This window comes from Dokdonella sp., from assembly GCF_049593775.1.
Taxonomy (GTDB): Bacteria; Pseudomonadota; Gammaproteobacteria; order Xanthomonadales; family Rhodanobacteraceae; genus Dokdonella.
Genome location: NZ_JBAWHJ010000480.1, coordinates 1 through 16,241 on the forward strand (window position 1 = coordinate 1; position 16,241 = coordinate 16,241).

Annotated in this window: 14 protein-coding genes and 1 pseudogene; 13 read left to right on the forward strand and 2 right to left on the reverse strand. The window is 60.8% G+C overall.

Going from position 1 to position 16,241, the window contains the following annotated elements:
- The 9 genes and pseudogenes from WBP53_RS16620 to mutM all read left to right on the forward strand — a co-directional run.
- Positions 1–296, forward strand: a pseudogene (locus WBP53_RS16620) (ParB/RepB/Spo0J family partition protein); the annotation flags it as partial.
- A gap of 222 nt (positions 297–518) precedes the next feature.
- A complete protein-coding gene (locus WBP53_RS16625; RefSeq protein WP_423930869.1) occupies positions 519–1,235 on the forward strand; it encodes a glycosyltransferase family 2 protein in 717 nt (238 codons plus the stop codon).
- A gap of 421 nt (positions 1,236–1,656) precedes the next feature.
- Positions 1,657–1,893 (forward strand): 50S ribosomal protein L28, encoded by a 237-nt coding sequence (gene rpmB / locus WBP53_RS16630; protein ID WP_423930870.1) that lies wholly within the window; start codon positions 1,657–1,659, stop codon positions 1,891–1,893.
- A 13-nt stretch (positions 1,894–1,906) separates the two neighbouring features.
- The gene (gene rpmG / locus WBP53_RS16635) at positions 1,907–2,071 is read left to right on the forward strand and encodes a 50S ribosomal protein L33 (protein ID WP_371282213.1); all 165 of its coding nucleotides are present in this window, start codon (positions 1,907–1,909) and stop codon (positions 2,069–2,071) included.
- Between the two features lie 329 nt (positions 2,072–2,400).
- The gene (locus WBP53_RS16640) at positions 2,401–3,339 is read left to right on the forward strand and encodes an ABC transporter ATP-binding protein (RefSeq protein ID WP_423930871.1); all 939 of its coding nucleotides are present in this window, start codon (positions 2,401–2,403) and stop codon (positions 3,337–3,339) included.
- A complete protein-coding gene (locus WBP53_RS16645; RefSeq protein WP_423930872.1) occupies positions 3,336–4,094 on the forward strand; it encodes an ABC transporter permease in 759 nt (252 codons plus the stop codon). Before WBP53_RS16640 ends, WBP53_RS16645 begins: the two co-directional genes overlap by 4 nt.
- Positions 4,095–4,163: 69 nt before the next feature.
- Entirely contained in the window at positions 4,164–5,513 is a 1,350-nt protein-coding gene (locus WBP53_RS16650) for a GldG family protein (protein ID WP_423930873.1), read from the forward strand.
- On the forward strand, positions 5,513–6,307 hold the full coding sequence (locus tag WBP53_RS16655; protein ID WP_423930874.1) for a hypothetical protein: 795 nt from the start codon (positions 5,513–5,515) through the stop codon (positions 6,305–6,307). Before WBP53_RS16650 ends, WBP53_RS16655 begins: the two co-directional genes overlap by 1 nt.
- Positions 6,308–6,319: 12 nt before the next feature.
- Positions 6,320–7,132 carry a bifunctional DNA-formamidopyrimidine glycosylase/DNA-(apurinic or apyrimidinic site) lyase gene (gene mutM, locus WBP53_RS16660; protein WP_423930875.1) on the forward strand — a complete coding sequence of 271 codons (813 nt, stop codon included), beginning with the start codon at positions 6,320–6,322 and terminating at the stop codon, positions 7,130–7,132.
- Positions 7,133–7,235: 103 nt separating this feature from the next.
- Here the strand turns inward: mutM and WBP53_RS16665 are convergent, their stop codons facing one another.
- On the reverse strand, positions 7,236–7,856 hold the full coding sequence (locus tag WBP53_RS16665) for a thymidine kinase (RefSeq protein ID WP_423930876.1): 621 nt from the start codon (positions 7,854–7,856) through the stop codon (positions 7,236–7,238).
- 168 nt (positions 7,857–8,024) lie between these two features.
- On the opposite strand from WBP53_RS16665, the gene WBP53_RS16670 reads away from it, so the two are divergent.
- On the forward strand, positions 8,025–10,001 hold the full coding sequence (locus WBP53_RS16670) for a UvrD-helicase domain-containing protein (RefSeq protein ID WP_423930899.1): 1,977 nt from the start codon (positions 8,025–8,027) through the stop codon (positions 9,999–10,001).
- 161 nt (positions 10,002–10,162) lie between these two features.
- On the opposite strand, the gene WBP53_RS16675 is transcribed toward WBP53_RS16670, so the two are convergent.
- On the reverse strand, positions 10,163–11,182 hold the full coding sequence (locus WBP53_RS16675; protein ID WP_423930877.1) for an AI-2E family transporter: 1,020 nt from the start codon (positions 11,180–11,182) through the stop codon (positions 10,163–10,165).
- Positions 11,183–11,346: 164 nt separating this feature from the next.
- Between WBP53_RS16675 and WBP53_RS16680 the strand changes: the two genes are divergently transcribed.
- From WBP53_RS16680 to plsB, 3 genes are all read left to right on the forward strand, one after another.
- The gene (locus tag WBP53_RS16680; RefSeq protein WP_423930878.1) at positions 11,347–12,255 is read left to right on the forward strand and encodes a 5'-nucleotidase, lipoprotein e(P4) family; all 909 of its coding nucleotides are present in this window, start codon (positions 11,347–11,349) and stop codon (positions 12,253–12,255) included.
- Between the two features lie 384 nt (positions 12,256–12,639).
- A complete protein-coding gene (locus tag WBP53_RS16685) occupies positions 12,640–13,545 on the forward strand; it encodes a hypothetical protein (protein WP_423930879.1) in 906 nt (301 codons plus the stop codon).
- 113 nt (positions 13,546–13,658) lie between these two features.
- Positions 13,659–16,205: a glycerol-3-phosphate 1-O-acyltransferase PlsB gene (gene plsB, locus WBP53_RS16690; RefSeq protein ID WP_423930880.1), complete on the forward strand. Its 2,547-nt coding sequence runs from the start codon at positions 13,659–13,661 to the stop codon at positions 16,203–16,205.
- Positions 16,206–16,241 lie beyond the last annotated feature (36 nt).

Genomic DNA, 16,241 nt, shown 5'->3' on the forward strand with positions numbered 1-16,241 from the left:
CACGTGCTCTGCTCACCTTGCCTGCGGGACGCGCAATCGCGCTGGCCGGCAAGGCCGTCGATCAGGAATGGTCGGTTCGCCAACTCGAAGAAGCGGTGCGCAACGCCACCGAATTGCCAAAGGGCAAGCCTGCCAAACCGAAACGCGATGCCGACATCGTGTCCCTGGAAACCGAGCTGGCTGAAAAACTGGGCGCGCCCGTCGCCATCAACCATGGCCGCGGCGGACGCGGAAAAGTCGTCATCCAGTACCACAGCGTGGACGAGCTCGAAGGTATCCTCGGCAGGATTCGCTAGTACTCTTTTCGCAGGAAACGGCTTGACCAGCCATTCGGCTGTTGAAAGCAGCCGTGATGCTTTTTTCGCAATCTCGAGACGAGTCAAGAATTCAGAAGGGCCAGCACGAAAGAGCATCCGGCAGCCGCATCGCTTTGGGATCGTTCTTCGAATCGGCGATAATGGCGAATCTCGCCGGCTCGCCATCGCATCAACCGGCATCGCAACCACAGGATCCGGGTCATGCCCCAGCTTTCGGTCGTCGTGCCGGTTTTCAATGAGCGCGACAATGTCCTGCCGCTGATCAACGAGATCACCGCGGCACTGCGCGGCACGACGGACTTCGAAATCGTCTATGTCGACGACGCGAGCAAGGACGACACCCTGGCCGTGCTGACGTCCGCCAAGTCCGAAAATCCCGAATTGCGTGTCATCCGCCACCTTGCGCAATGCGGCCAGAGCACGGCCGTGCGCAATGGCATCAAGGCCGCGCGCGGAGCCTGGATCGCAACGCTAGATGGTGATGGACAGAACGATCCTGCCGACATCCCGAAGCTGCTGGCCATGCGCGACGAATCAACCGATGCAATCAAGCTGTTCGCGGGCTGGCGCGTCGAGCGCAAGGACACCGGCAGCAAGCGGCTGGCTTCGCGGCTGGCCAATGCCATCCGTAGCCGACTGCTGCAGGACGAAACACCCGACACCGGCTGCGGCATCAAGCTGTTCGAGCGCGCCGCATTCCTCGACCTGCCCTATTTCGACCATATGCACCGTTATCTGCCGGCCCTGATGCAGCGGGCTGGCTGGCAGGTCAGAAGCGTGCCGGTCAACCATCGGGAGCGCGGGTCCGGGGTATCCAAGTACAACAACCTCAACCGGGCCATCGTCGGCATCTCCGACTTGCGCGGTGTTGCCTGGCTGATCCGGCGCTCGAAGCGCACGGAGACCGAGGAAGTCTGAAGGGGTATTTTCCAAACCGCGCCAGCCTGCGCGGTTGGCTTCTTCTCCGCTCGGGGGAAGGTGGCGCAAAGCGCCGGATGAGAGTCCGTGGCAACCTCGACATCCCGCTCCGCGCGTACCCTCATCCGCCCTGCGGGCACCTCCCGGGGGGAGAAGGAAATTCTTGAAGAGCGAGCATCGCAAGCGAGATGAAGCCCCGGCATCCCGCCGGAGAGCTGACCGTAGTGTTGCCAGATGGCTCGGATTAGGCTATAAAGCGCGGCTCGCTTCGGCCATTTCCACGCTTTCGTGGATGGGCAGATCACGGTACACGACCCTTCTGTCGCATAGCCGAGGCGCTTCCAGCATCGTGTGGCGCAATGTCGCCGCTGGGCCGCTTCCGTCCTGGCCAAGGTCGGTAACCGATAATGACGAGGTTCGCATGTCCAAGGTATGCCAAGTCACCGGAAAGAGTTTTCAGTCCGGTAATAATGTTTCACACGCCAACAACAAGAGCCGGCGCCGCTGGCTGCCGAACCTTCACGAGCGCCGCTTCTGGGTCGCCGGTGAGAATCGCTGGATCAAGCTCAAGGTTTCGAGCCATGGTCTGCGCACCATCGACAAGAAGGGTATCGAAGTAGTCATTGCCGAGCTGCGTGCGCGCGGCCAGAAGATCTGAGGAGTATCGAATCATGGCATCCAAGCGCGACAAGATCCGCCTCGTGTCCTCTGCTGGCACCGGCCATTTCTACACGACCGACAAGAACAAGAAGACCACGCCCGACAAGATGGAGATCAAGAAATACGATCCCGTCATCCGCAAGCACGTGGCCTACAAGGAAGCCAAGATCAAGTGAAGCATTGACCCGTGCGCAACGCGCACGGCTTTGTCAATGCTTCACCCCGGCGCAGGCCGGGGTCCAGTTCTTGATCCTTCAGTTCAACAAAAGCCCGCCTCCTGGCGGGTTTTTTGTTTCCTGAAGTTGACCCACGCGCACAGCGCGTGGCTTTGCCAATGCTTCACCCCGGCGCAGGCCGGGGTCCAGCTCTTGATACCAATGTTCAACAAAAGCCCGCCTACTGGCGGGTTTTTTGTTTTCCGCGCGTGGCATGATGGTCACAAGCGAAGCTTCCAGCCGCCTCCACCCTTGCCCTCAGTGGCCATAGCCGGAACAATCCGCGCGGCATGAATGAATCACCACCCGTACTTTCCCTGGATCAGGTCAGCCGCCAGTTATCCGGGCGCACGATCGTCAAAGGCCTGGATATCCGTATCCGGCGCGGCGAAGTGCTGGGCCTGCTCGGCGTCAATGGTGCTGGCAAGTCGACTACCTTGCGCATGATGTCGGGCCTGCTGGCACCCACAACCGGAATAATCAGACTCGGCGAACTGGATCTGTATGCGCACCCGGAGCTCGGCCAGAAGCAGATTGGCTACCTTGCAGAAGATCCGCCCCTGTATGCGGAGCTCAGCGTCGAGGAATACCTGCGCTTTTGCGCTCGCCTGCATGGCATCAAGCCGCAGGCCGTCTGCGCCGCAGTCGAACGCGCGATCGAACGCTGCGAACTCGGCGACATGCGCCGACGCCTGACCAGCTTGCTTTCAAAGGGCTTCCGCCAACGCGTTGGCCTGGCTCAGGCCATCGTCCATGAGCCGGATCTGATCGTGCTCGATGAACCGGCATCAGGGCTTGATCCGATCCAGGCCTTGCGCCTGCGCGAACTGATCCACAATCTCGCCGACACCCATGCAGTCGTGCTTTCCACGCACGTCCTGTCGGACGTACTGGCCTGCTGCGACCGAGTTGCGATCCTGCATCATGGGCGCCTGCGGCACTCCGCAAACCTGTCTGAAATGGATGCCGGAGCAGCCGTCCTCGTGCGCGTCGAGCGGTCGCTGTCGCGCGATGACTGGATGAAAATGGACGTGGTCGCCCATGCTGAACCCGATGACGCAGGTCGCTGGCGGATTGCCCTGAAGGAAGGCGCGCAGGCCGGCGACTTGGCCAAAGCCATTGGCGAACGGGGTTTCGGATTGCAGGAACTGCGTGGCGACAACAACGTGCTCGAGCAGGTTTTCGTGCGCATTGCAGGCGAAACGAAGCACGCCGAGGAAGCCGCATGAAGACGCTGGGGCTGATCGCCACGAACGACCTCAGGCGGCAATTCCTGCAGCCCTTCGCCTGGATCCTGCTGGCCCTGGCTTGCGCACTCCTTGCCTGGCAATTCCTGATCGCATTCGATGCCTATCTGCGCATCGCTCCGAAGCTCGATGCGGTAGCGAATTCACAAGGTGCAACGGACCTGATTGCCGTACCCCTGCTGCGCGCCCTGTCAGGAATGCTGATGTTGATCGTGCCGCTGGCGACCATGCAGACCCTGGCAGGCGAGCGACGCGCACATACCCTGCCGCTACTGCAGTCCGCAGGGATCAGCAGCCTGAACATCGTGACCGGAAAACTCCTCGGCGCGCTCGCACTGGTGGCATTGATCATCCTGCTCGCCCTGCTGATGCCACTGTCGCTGCAGTTCGGCACTGATCTTGATCTTGGTCGATTGGCCGCCATCGCGACGGGCTTGCTGCTCTACGCCATGAGCCTTACCGCCATTGGCGTATTGTGCTCGGCGTGGACCGCACATCCCGTGCTCGCGGCAACGGCTGCACTGATCATCGGCAGCCTGCTTGCCATGCTCGACATGGGGGCACGCTTCCAGGGCATCGACAATGCGCTGATCAACTGGCTCTCGATGTCGACCCACCTGGAGCCGTTCTTCCACGGGCTGGTGGCAAGCATCGATATCATCTACTTCCTGCTGCTGACGACGTTGGCCTTGTTGTTCGCAGCACGCCGCCTCGACAGCCTGCGGACGCGGGGCTAGTCCGGACTATTCATGAATCACACACACCCTCGATCATCACGCGCATTCACGAACAGGCCGGACTGAGCGATGCGCGAACGTCTGAACAACCTGATCCACATAGTGCTGTTGGTCGGCATCGCGCTGCTCATCGGCTTCCTCAGCACGCGCTACGGCTTCGTGCATGATTTCAGCCGCATGCAACGCGCCAGCCTCGGCGATGAATCCGTGCGCATGCTGGCGTCGCTGGACGGCCCGGTCGAAATCGTTTCCTACGCACGCCCGCAAGGCAACCTGCGCAAGACCATTTCGGACTTCATTGGTCGCTACCAGAGGATCAAACCGGACCTCGGCCTTGAATTCATCGACCCGGATGCCGATCCAACTGCAATTCGCGAACTCGGCGTGCAGATCGACGGAGAGATCGAGATTCGCTATGAGGGACGCAGCGAACGGCTCAAGGTGCTCAGCGAAGGCGAATTGAGCAGCGCCCTGCTACGCCTTTCACGTGCGCGTGAGCGTCTGGTCGCTTTCCTCGAAGGCGAAGGTGAGCGCCGGCCCGATGGCGTTGCCAACGCCGATCTGGGCCAGTTCGGCGCTGCCCTGAAGCAACGCGGCGTGGTCAGCCTGAATCTGGCCCTGGCGAATACGGGCAGGGTTCCCGACAACGTCGACCTGCTGGTGATTGCCAATCCGCGCGTCGCCCTCGCCGGACCTGCCGCGATGGAAGTCGTCGACTATCTCGAACGCGGTGGAAACCTGTTGTGGCTGCTGGAGCCCGAGGAAACAAACGGTCTCGATGCACTGGCCGAGGCGCTGTCGATTCAGATCTTGCCCGGCGTCGTTGTCGACGGAGCGAGCCAGGCTTTCGGAATCGATGATCCCAGTTTCGTTGCAGTCAGCCGGTACCCGGACCATGCAATCGTCCAGGCATTCGATCTTGGCACGCTGTTCCCGCAACCGGTCGCCATTGCGCAGTTGGCGCCACCGCGCTGGGATTTCAAACCGATCGTGCAAAGCTCGGCGCAATCCTGGAACGAGACCGGACATATCCCGAAACCAGGCGAGCCCGAAGGATCGATACGCTATGACGGTATCGACGGCGAAATATCGGGACCGCTGGATTTCGGTTTCGCTCTTTCACGATTGTCACCCAAGCCCGGTGAAAATGAACAGCGTGTCGTGGTGATCGGCGACGGTGACTTTCTTTCCAACAGTTTTCTCGGCAACGGCGGCAACCGGGAACTGGGCACGCGCATCTTTGACTGGCTGCTTGCCGATGATGCCCTGATCAATGTGGTCGAACGGCCGGCCGAGGACCGCGAGATCAGCCTGTCCGATTCGACACTGGCCATCATTGGCTTCGGATTCCTGCTCGGCGTACCGCTGCTGCTGCTCGCCAGCGGACTGCTGATCCGCTATCGGCGGCGCAGGCGCTGATGCAGCGAGCAACCCGAACCAACCTGATTCTGCTGGTCACTGCCAGCCTGCTCGGTGCCGCCGTCTATTGGCAAGTCGGCGAGGAAACCGCCGGCTTTGAACCACCGCTAAGCGATCTCGATCCGGCCAGGATCCAGCGTGTTGCAGCGAGTTGCCAGGTCTGTACCGAGCGTCGCTTCGAACGGCGCGACGGGCATTGGCAGATGCTCGAACCCTATGCGCTACCGGCCGATGACGCCATGGTCGAACGCATAGTCGGAATTGCCTCCTCGCCAGTGCGACTGCGTCGGCCATTGAGTGAACTTGATGCCGGCAAGATTGGCCTTGACCCGCCATTGATGACGCTCGAACTCGACGATCAGCATTTCGACATCGGCATGACGGATGCCTTGCGTGGCGACCGCTACATACGCAAAGGAGATGTCGTCGCCATGCTGCCCGACCGCTTCAGCCCGTTTCTCGCCGCTACACCCGAAAGCGAACTCGACCGGCAACTTGTTCCTCGCGGTTCCGTATTGGAGCGGGTCAGCATCGACGGCATTGAACGTGATGGACTGGTGGATGAATGGGCGGCAGTTGTCGCCAGGCGCATCCGTTCCGCTGGCGACGTTTTGCCAGCATTGAGCATGACGCAGGTCGAACTCGGTCTCGACGATGGTTCGGTACTGATCTATCGGCTCGACCGCGGCAACGACCTTGCGATCGCCTGGCGTACCGAGCCCACACTCGGATTCGAGCTCGATCCTGCGCTGTTGCCCAAACTGCTGGGCGACGCCATCGGCGCCCAGCCCTGAGCGCACAAGGCCATGCCAGAACTGCCCGAAGTTGAAACCACGCGCCGTGGCATCGCGCCCCACCTGATCGGACAGCGCGTCTCGAAACTCGTGATTCGCCAGCCGCGGCTGCGCTGGCCAATTCCTGCGAATCTGATCAGGACCTTGCCCGGACTGCGCATCGATGCGATCGAGCGTCGTGCCAAGTACCTGCTGGTGCACACGGTCTCGGGCAGCGCCCTGATGCATCTCGGCATGTCAGGCAGCCTGCGTGTGCTCGATACAGGGACACCGCCCGGCAAGCATGACCACTACGACTGGCAGCTGGATTCCGGACGCCTGTTGCGCTTCACCGATCCACGCCGCTTCGGCAGCCTGCTCTGGCAGCCACTCGGCAGTACGCACACGCTCCTCGCCAGCCTTGGACCGGAGCCTCTGGGCGACAACTTCGATGGCGACTATCTGTGGGGCTTGTCGCGCGGACGATCGGCTTCGGTAAAGACCTTCATCATGGACCAGGCCATCGTGGTCGGTGTCGGCAACATCTACGCGGCCGAGGCCTTGTTCGCCGCAGGCATCCATCCCCGTCGCAAGGCCGGATCGGTTTCCCGGGCTCGCCATGGCCTGCTTGCCGACGCGATCCGGCGGATTCTCGAATACGCGATCCAGCGCGGCGGAACCACCCTGCGCGACTTCATTTCCCCAGACGGCGTTCCCGGATACTTCGAGCAGGAACTGTATGTCTATGGCCGTGCCGGAGAAGCATGCCGCAATTGCGGTTCAACGATCCGCTCGATCACGCTGGGCCAGCGTTCGACATATTATTGCGTGACGTGTCAGAGGTGAATCCATTCCGTCGTAGGAAGCGGCTTCAGCCGCGATGCTCTTCGTTCGGCATCTGGAGCAAACGCATCGCGGCTGACGCCGCTTTCTGCGGTTGTTTTGTCAACTACAACGCCAGCTTCGGCTGCTGCAATTCAATTCGACCATCGCCGGCGACGATCTTCTTGAACTCGGCGCGACTGACTGACACATAGCGTTCGTTGCCACCGATCTCCACCTGCGGCCCATCGGTCAGGGCACGCCCATGCTCATCGACCCGCACGACCATGGTTGCCTTGGCACCGCTGTGGCAGATCGTCTTGATTTCGTCGAGATGATCGGCCCAGGCGAGCAGATACTGGCTGCCCTCGAACAGTTCGCCGCGGAAATCCGTGCGCAACCCATAAGCCAGCACCGGAATGCCACGCTTGTCGACCACATCGCTCAGTTGCCAGACCTGCGCCTTGCTGAGGAACTGCGCTTCATCGACCAGCACGCAATCGAGCTTGCCATGTGCGGCGAAATCCGCATCAATCAGCGCCAGCAGGTCGTCCTCGCGCTCGAACCGCAGGCCCTCGGCCTTGAGCCCGATCCGCGACGCAACCACGCCCTCGCCTGCCCGATTGTCGAGCTTCGGTGTCAGGATCCGGGTACGCATGCCGCGCTCATGATAGTTGTATGCACTCTGCAGCAGCATCGTGGTCTTGCCGGCATTCATGGCCGAGTAATAGAAATAGAGTTTGGCCATGGTGGTGCCGGGATTCGGGACTCGATAGTCGGGATTCGATCTTGATGCGTCACAGTTTCGCACAGCTTCTGCGGATTGCTCATTCGACGAATGACGAACCAAGCCAACCTGCGCGACAATGGCGAATCGCGCCCCTGCGAATCCCCCACTCCCGAATCCCGGCTCCACATGCTCAACCCCCAACAACGCGCCGCCGTCGAGTACTGCGATGGTCCGCTGCTGGTCCTCGCCGGCGCCGGTTCAGGCAAGACGCGGGTGATCACAGAAAAGATCGTGCACCTTGTGCGGCACAAGCATCTGGCTGCCTCGAAGATTGCCGCGATCACGTTTACCAACAAGGCAGCGCGCGAGATGCGCGAGCGCGTCGGCAAGCTGATCCAGGGACCGGCCGCGGAAGGCCTGACCGTTTCCACCTTCCATGCACTGGGCCTCAAGTTCCTGCAACTCGAGCATGCGCGAGCGGGACTGCGTCGCGGCTTTTCCGTACTGGATGCCGATGACAGTCAGGGCCTGATCAAGGATCTTTCTCCGAAAGGCATCAAGAACGATGCGCTATGGGCGCTGCAATCACTGGTGTCACGGGCAAAAAACGAAGGCATGACGCCGGAACAGGCGGGGCAGGCCGCCGCAGGCACGCGCGAACAGGAGGCCGCGGCGATCTATGCTGCGTACCAGAAGCGGCTGGGGGCTTTCAATGCGGTGGATTTCGACGACCTGATCCGCCTGCCGCTGCAGATCCTCGAGAACGATGACGAGGCTCGTGCAAACTGGCAGGAGCGGATCCGCTATCTGCTGCTCGACGAATACCAGGACACCAATACCGCACAGTACCGGCTGGTGCGCGCACTGGCCGGGGAACGTGGCATGTTCACGGCGGTCGGTGATGACGACCAGAGCATCTATGCCTGGCGTGGCGCGAATCCGGAAAATCTAGGCCTGCTATCCACGGATTATCCGAAACTCAAGGTCATCAAGCTCGAACAGAATTACCGCTGCGGCAAGCGCATCCTTCGCGTGGCCAATACGCTGATCGCCAACAATGACCACCTGTTCGAGAAAAAGCTGTGGAGCGATCGTGCCGAAGGTGCACCGATTCGTGTGCTCGAGTGCAAGGACGACGAACACGAAGCGGAAAGAGTGGCTGCGGAAATCGCGCACCTGGCCGAGAAGCACAAGGCGCGCTGGAATGAATTCGCCGTGCTCTACCGCGGCAACCATCAGTCGCGCGCGCTGGAAAAAGCCATGCGGATCGCGCGAGTGCCTTATCACCTGACCGGCGGCACGGCGTTCCTCGATCGCGCCGAGGTCAAGGACCTGCTCGCCTACCTGCGACTGGTCAACAACCCCGATGACGATGCGGCATTCCTGCGCATCGTCAATGTTCCGCGACGCGATATTGGCGCCACCTCGCTGGAAAAGCTGGGCCATGCGGCAGGTGCTCGCCATGTCTCGATGTTCCGCGCCGCGCAGAATGATTCCGTTCTCGCCGAGCTGTCGCCCCGTCCGGCGTCAGCGCTGGCCGGATTCGTTGCACTCGTTCGTGAGCTCGCCCGTTCGGCCGAGCGCAAGTCGGCGTCGGACCTCGTCGACGAGTTGATGGAGCGCATCGGCTATGCGGCGCATGTCGCTGCGCAATACAAGGAGCCGGGCTTGCGCGCGCGCCGCCTGGAAAACCTCAATGAACTGGGCGAGTGGTTCAAGGCCATGCAGAAGGAAGGCAGCGCTGGTGATCTTGCCGCGCAACTGGCCTTGCTGACCCATGGCGACCGGGATGATCCCGGCAATGCGGTGCGCCTGATGACACTGCACTCGGCCAAGGGCCTCGAATTCCGCTACGTCTTCATCGTCGGCGTGGAAGAAGGCTCTTTTCCGCATGAAGCCAGCATCGAGGAAGGTCGCCTCGAAGAGGAACGTCGTCTGATGTATGTCGGCATTACCCGGGCCAAGGAGCAGCTTGCCTTGAGCTTCGCCCGCCGCAAGCGGCGCTTTGGCGAGATCATAGCCAACGATCCGAGTCGGTTCCTGGCCGAGCTTCCTGCGACCGACCTGCACTGGTCCGGCCGCGATGCGGAACAGGATGAAGTGCAGCGCAAGGAAGTCGCCAGTTCAAGCCTGGCCAAGCTGACGGCACTGTTCGAAGACTGAAGTCCCTGCACGGGAACGCCGTACGCGGAGAATCCGGACGGTTCGCCTCCGATGCACGCGCTCGGCCAGTCCAGGAACAATCTCGAACGGCTGATCTGCGCTGGCTACTTCCGATCAGGACTGACCGGGCTCGGCACGTGCGGAAACTGATCCGGCCTTCACTAGATCAGCTTGGCCTGTTCGAGCTCCCGTTTCAGGTAGGCGTAGTAGATCGGTGCGGCAATCAGTCCGGCAATGCCGAACGACGCTTCCATGACCAGCATCGAAATCAGGAGTTGCCAGGCACGTGCACGAATCTGCCCGCCGATGATGCGCGCATTGAGGAAGTACTCGAGTTTGTGGATGACGACCAGGAAGGTCAGCGACGCGATGGCGACCCAAAGCGAGACGGAAAGGCCGATGACGAAGATCAGCGTGTTCGAGATCAGGTTGCCCAGCACCGGAAGCAGGCCGCAAACAAACGTGGCTACGACCAGAGTCTTGGCCAGCGGCAGGTTGACCCCGAACAGCGGCAGCACGATGAGCAGGAAGATTGCCGTGAACAAGGTATTGAGCGCGGAAATCTTGAACTGGGCGAAGACGATGTCGTGGAATGCCGTGACGAGATTGACGCAGCGCGTATTCAACGCCGTGGCGAGCGGGCCATCCGAACTCTGCGCAAGCGCCGTCTGCAACGACAGCATGGCACCCAGGACCATGCCGATCAGCAGGTGCACGATCACGCGCGCAGCGTTCTTTCCTGCCAGTTGCAGTTGTGCGGCGTGCTCGCGCAGCCAACCCATCACGGCTTCCCGGATCTGCTCCGAGTTGTCGGGCAAGTGGTTGACGATGATGGCTGGCAACTGATCGCGGGCGCGCTCGACCACCGGCGTGAGTCGCTCGAATAGCAGGCTGGGATTTCCGTGCTCGGATCCCAGATAGGCGAGGCCACCGGCAATGGCTGCAGTCAGCAGGCCGACCACGACAAAGGCCAGCAGGGCGACCACCAGCCAGTGCGCCCGCGTGCCGGGGAAATGCCTCTGCAGCGATGGTGCCAGCGCATTGACCAGCGCGTAGACGAGCAGCCCCGCAATGAGCACCGGCAACAGATGAAGATGCAGAACGAGAAACAGCGACAACGCGGCAAGCACATAACTGGACTGGACAACCCGTGTCTGGAAAAGCGTTGAAGGAAGCGGCATGTGCAATCAGTCCACGAAGGCCGGCGCGCAGTCTGTCAGTCGCAGCGACGCTTTGCCAGTCCGGATGGTCATGGGCTTGTCGTAGACTTCGGTAAATATGTTGCACGGTGACGCCACTTGAACGGCGTTGCCCCAATTCCTCACGCCAGTTTCGGAGTCATTGCATGTTGAAGCTTGTCCCTGCAGCCCTGTTTTCCGCCCTGTTGCTCACTGCCTGCGGCGGAACGCCCGTGCGATCGGGCAGCAGTCCTGCTTCACCCTCCAGTGCCGAACCAGCAGCACACGTTCAACTTCCCGGTCCGAATGACAATCTGAATGCGGTGGCGTGGACGCAGACGGCAGTCGAGCGCGACATGATCTACCGTCAGGCCTATCGAAACGCCGGACATCAGCTTGATCGTGCACTCGCTGATCCCGAATGGGAGGCGCTCGCCGTCAACGAACGAAAGGGGCAGCGCCCGCCTGCGCTCAAGCCCGCCGTGATCCTGGACATCGACGAGACCGTACTCGACAACTCGCCGTATCAGGCACGCCTGGTCATCAATGGATCAAGCTACAACGAGTTCACCTGGGCAGAGTGGTGCCGCGAGGAAAGCGCCTCGGGACTGCCCGGTGCTCTTGAATTTACCCGACTGGCGGCAAGCAAGGGCATAACCGTCTTCTATCTTTCCAACCGCGCGCAGGATCTCGGCGATGCCACGCTGGCCAATCTGCGCAAGCTCGGCTTCCCGATCGCCGACGATCAGGACGTATTTCTCGGACTGGGCACCGTTGTCCCGAATTGCGAGCAGAACGGAAGCGACAAGAGCTGTCGACGCGAACTGGTATCGCGGGACCATCGGGTCCTGATGCAGTTTGGCGACCAGCTCGGCGATTTCATCGATGTCATGGCCAACACCCGGGAGGGCCGCTCCGAGTCGATCACGCCTTATCTTGACTGGATTGGTGAACGCTGGTTCGTCCTGCCCAATCCGACTTACGGGCACTGGGAATCGGCCCTGTTCAACAACGACTGGAGCCAATCTGCAGAGCTACGCCGCGAAGCGAAGCTCCGGGCCTTGAAGACCGATTGATGAGTTCACGTACATGAATTCTTATAAATCAATGCTTTAACGGATGATACTTAAGGTGTTGCATTAGGTATAACGGGGAAGTAACATGTGCCTCATGGATTCCGCTGCAGGCCCACAGGCCACACGGGATCGAGGTTCACACCGCAAAGAACGACGCACAATTTCCCCCTCCGGCCTTGCCGGATTCGACCCGGACAACCTTGGTTTTCCGGGTTTTCTTTTGCCTTGACCCCAGCGCGATTCCAGCCAGACGGCGCTTTTCCTCAAAGTGTGCCGGGGTTGTGTGCGGTCTGACCCGCAAAAAAGCGGGCCCGTGCCTTGTGGCGGCTGACCTGAGCGGAGCGGACTGCTAGAGTGCGCGCCTTACTTACTCGCGGAAGATCCATGTTCAAGACGCTTGCACGAATGACCCTGCTGTCGATCCTGGCCCTGGCTGCCGCGGCCTGCAACCGAGACTCGGCAAGCGACGGTGCGGGTGGAAATGCAGGCCCCGCGCAAACCGTGCAGCGCTCCGTCGAACTGGTGCGCCAGAGTGACGTGGCTGGCCTGATCGAACACATGCTGCCTCCGGAAGAATTCGCGCGGGTCAAGACTGAATGGAACCAGCGCAAGGACCAGGCCGCGCCAACAGCCGACGAGCGCGCGCAGTTCGAAGAGACCATGAAGAAACTGACCGCCGAGAATGCGGTTGAAACCCTGTACGCAGAGTTCGAACCCGACATTCGCCAGTTCGACGCGCAGTACCAGAAGCAGATTCCGAGCATGGTCGACATGGGCAATAGCTATCTGCACGGCCTTGTGAGGCAGAGCCAGAGCCTTTCCAACAGCGAAAAGGAACAAGCCGACAACGTCATCGACGCCTTGTCGAAGTGGGTCAAGGAAACCCGATTCACGGATCCTGCGCTGGTCAAACAGGCTTTGACGGCTGTTTCCGAAACGGCGAAGTCGATCAACATCAAGACCCTCGAGGAAGCCCGCGCGCTCAACTACGAGCAAGCTGCGCCGAAATTCAACACCGCTTTTGCCGGCTTGAAGAAGGTGTTTGATGTCTATGGTTTCTCGATCGACCAGACTCTTTCGACGGTCAAGATCGAAGTGCTGTCCAGCACGGACGAGTCGGCCAGCCTGAAGGTCTCCTACGAGTTGCTCGGAACACCGCTTGAAACCACCACCGAGATGGTCCGTATCGACGATCGCTGGTATGGCAAGGACACGATCGAGAAGATCAGGGAACAGAAGGCCGAGCAGGCCGCCAATGGCGCGGTCGACGCGCCGGCAGTCGAAGACTGACGGGCAAGGCAGGAAACTTCGACGCCAGCCCGACAAGATCATGTGCGGGCCACGCGTGATCATCGTCGGCCCTCATGAATAATGCGGGTTCGGAGTAGCCGGCTACAGCACACATGCAGCAGAAACTTCCATTGCATCGCACGCCCGACCCTTCAGCGCGAGGCCCCATGTGGCTGAACCTGTTCGGTGCCCTGCTGCGCCCATGGATCCGGATTCGTCGCGAGCCCAAGGATCCGCAGCAACTGCTTCCGGATGACGGCGTACCCACGGTTTATGTCGTGGAACGCTACGGCCTTTCCGACACGCTGATACTTGAACAGGCCTGCCGCGAGGCAGAATTGCCATCGCCGTATGAAGCGGCAGGCAAGCTGCCAATCAAGCGTACGCGCGCCATCATTGCGCTGACGCCACGTCCGAGCATGTTCCGCACGCGCGCGCATCCCTCGCGCTCGGAAACCCTGAGTCAACTGGCCGAACTGGTCAGTGCCGGGACCCAGGACGACATTCGCCTCGTCCCCGTTTCAATCTTCGTCGGACGAGCGCCGGACCGCCAATCGGGCTGGTTCAGCGTCCTGTTCGCGGAGAACTGGGTTGTGGTCGGGCGCTTCCGGCGCCTGCTTGCGATCCTGCTCAACGGCCGCGACACCATCGTGCAGTTCTCTGCGCCGGTTTCGCTCAGCGAGACCCTCGCCGAGCAGGGCGACGTGCCGCTGGAACGCAGTGTGCGCAAGCTTTCCCGCGTATTGCGCGTGCACTTCCGATTGACGCGAACCACCATCATCGGAGCCGATCTTTCGCACAAGCGAACGGTCGTGGATGCGGTGGTAGATGCCGATTCGGTACGCCAGGCCATCGATGTCGTCGCTGCCAAGGAAAAGGCACGCGTCGACCTGATCCGGAACCGTGCGCGTGGCTACGCGCTCGAAATCGCAGCCGACTATTCGCATACGGTAGTGCGCTCGATCTCGTTCATGCTGATCGCCCTGTGGAACAAGCTTTACGACGGTGTCGTCATGCACCACTTCGACAAGTTGCGCGCAGTCGCACCGGGACACGAAGTGATCTATGTTCCCTGCCATCGCAGCCACGTCGACTACCTGCTGCTCAGCTACACCCTTTACCAGAACGGCCTGGTGCCGCCACACATCGCCGCGGGCGTGAATCTGAACCTGCCGGGACTGGGTTCGATATTGCGCCGTGGTGGCGCGTTCTTCCTGCGCCGAAGCTTCAAGTCGAATGCGCTGTATTCGGCTGTATTCACCGAGTATGTCAGCCAACTGTTCGCGCGGGGCGTTGCGCTCGAATATTTCATCGAAGGCGGTCGCTCACGCACCGGACGCTTGCTGACACCCCGCAGCGGCATGCTGGCGATGACCTTGCGCAGCTTCCTGCGTGAATCGCGTCGTCCTGTCATGTTCCAACCGGTCTACTTCGGTTATGAAAAGTTGATGGAAGGTAAATCCTACATCGGCGAACTGTCCGGCAAACCGAAGGAAAAGGAGTCCTGGCTCGGCCTGTTGCGCGCGTTCGGCGTATTGCGCCAGCACTACGGCAAGGTCACGATCAATTTCGGCGAACCGATCGACCTGGCCGCCTTGCTCGACGAGGTTGCACCGGATTGGCGTGCGTCGACGGAAAAGCCCGATGCCAAGCCGGAATGGCTTGGCAGTGCTGTGGATACGCTGGCCGATCGCATCCAGGCCAACATCAATCGCGCGGTCGACGTGAATCCGATCAACCTTCTCGCCCTGGCCCTGCTGGCCATGCCCAAGCACGCCATGGCCGAAGCCGACCTGCTCGCCCAGATCGAACTGTCCAAGGACCTGCTGATTTCGCTGCCGTATGGCGATCGCGTCACCATCACGGAAAAGACGCCTGCCGAAATCATCGCCTATGGCGAATCGATGGAATGGATACGACGAGTCAAGCATCCGCTCGGTGACGTACTGATGACCGAGGGCGACAATGCCGTGCTGCTCTCGTATTTCCGCAACAACGTCCAGCATGTATTTGTCGCCGGTGCATGGATTGCGTGCTGCTTCCTCAACAATCGGCGCATGAGTCGTGCCACCTTGCTGCGCCTCGGCAAACTGATCTATCCGTTTATCCAGGCCGAGCTGTTCCTGCCCTGGAACCAGGACGAATTCAGCGAGCGGCTTCGTGCCTCGCTGGATTTCATGGTTTCGCGGGGATTGCTTGAAAGCGACGGCGATGGCCGCGTCATCGAACGCGCTCCGGGCCAGAGCGACAGCGCATTCCAGCTCAGGGTCATGTCGCATAGCCTGCTGCAGGCCGTCGAGCGCTATTACATCACCCTGGCCTTGCTGGTCAGCAATGGTCGCGGCACGCTGTCAGCTGCCGAACTCGAAAACCTCTGCTCGCTGACTGCCCAGCGCCTGTCGCTGCTACATCAGCTCAATGCGCCGGAATTTTTCGACCGTTCGCTGTTCCGCGGATTCATCCAGAAACTGCGTGAGCGGCGGGTGATCTGGGCTGATGCGAACAACAAGCTCGACTTCGATGCCGGTCTTGAAGACCTGGTCAGGGAATCAAAGGTCATCCTGAGCCGTGACATACGCCACGGCATCCTCAAGCTGACCGGGGAAATGCCGGCACCAGCGCTGGAAACCACGACGGTGAAAATCGATGAGCCCCACTGACCTGAGGCAATGCTGATCAAGTGGCGCAATCGTCAC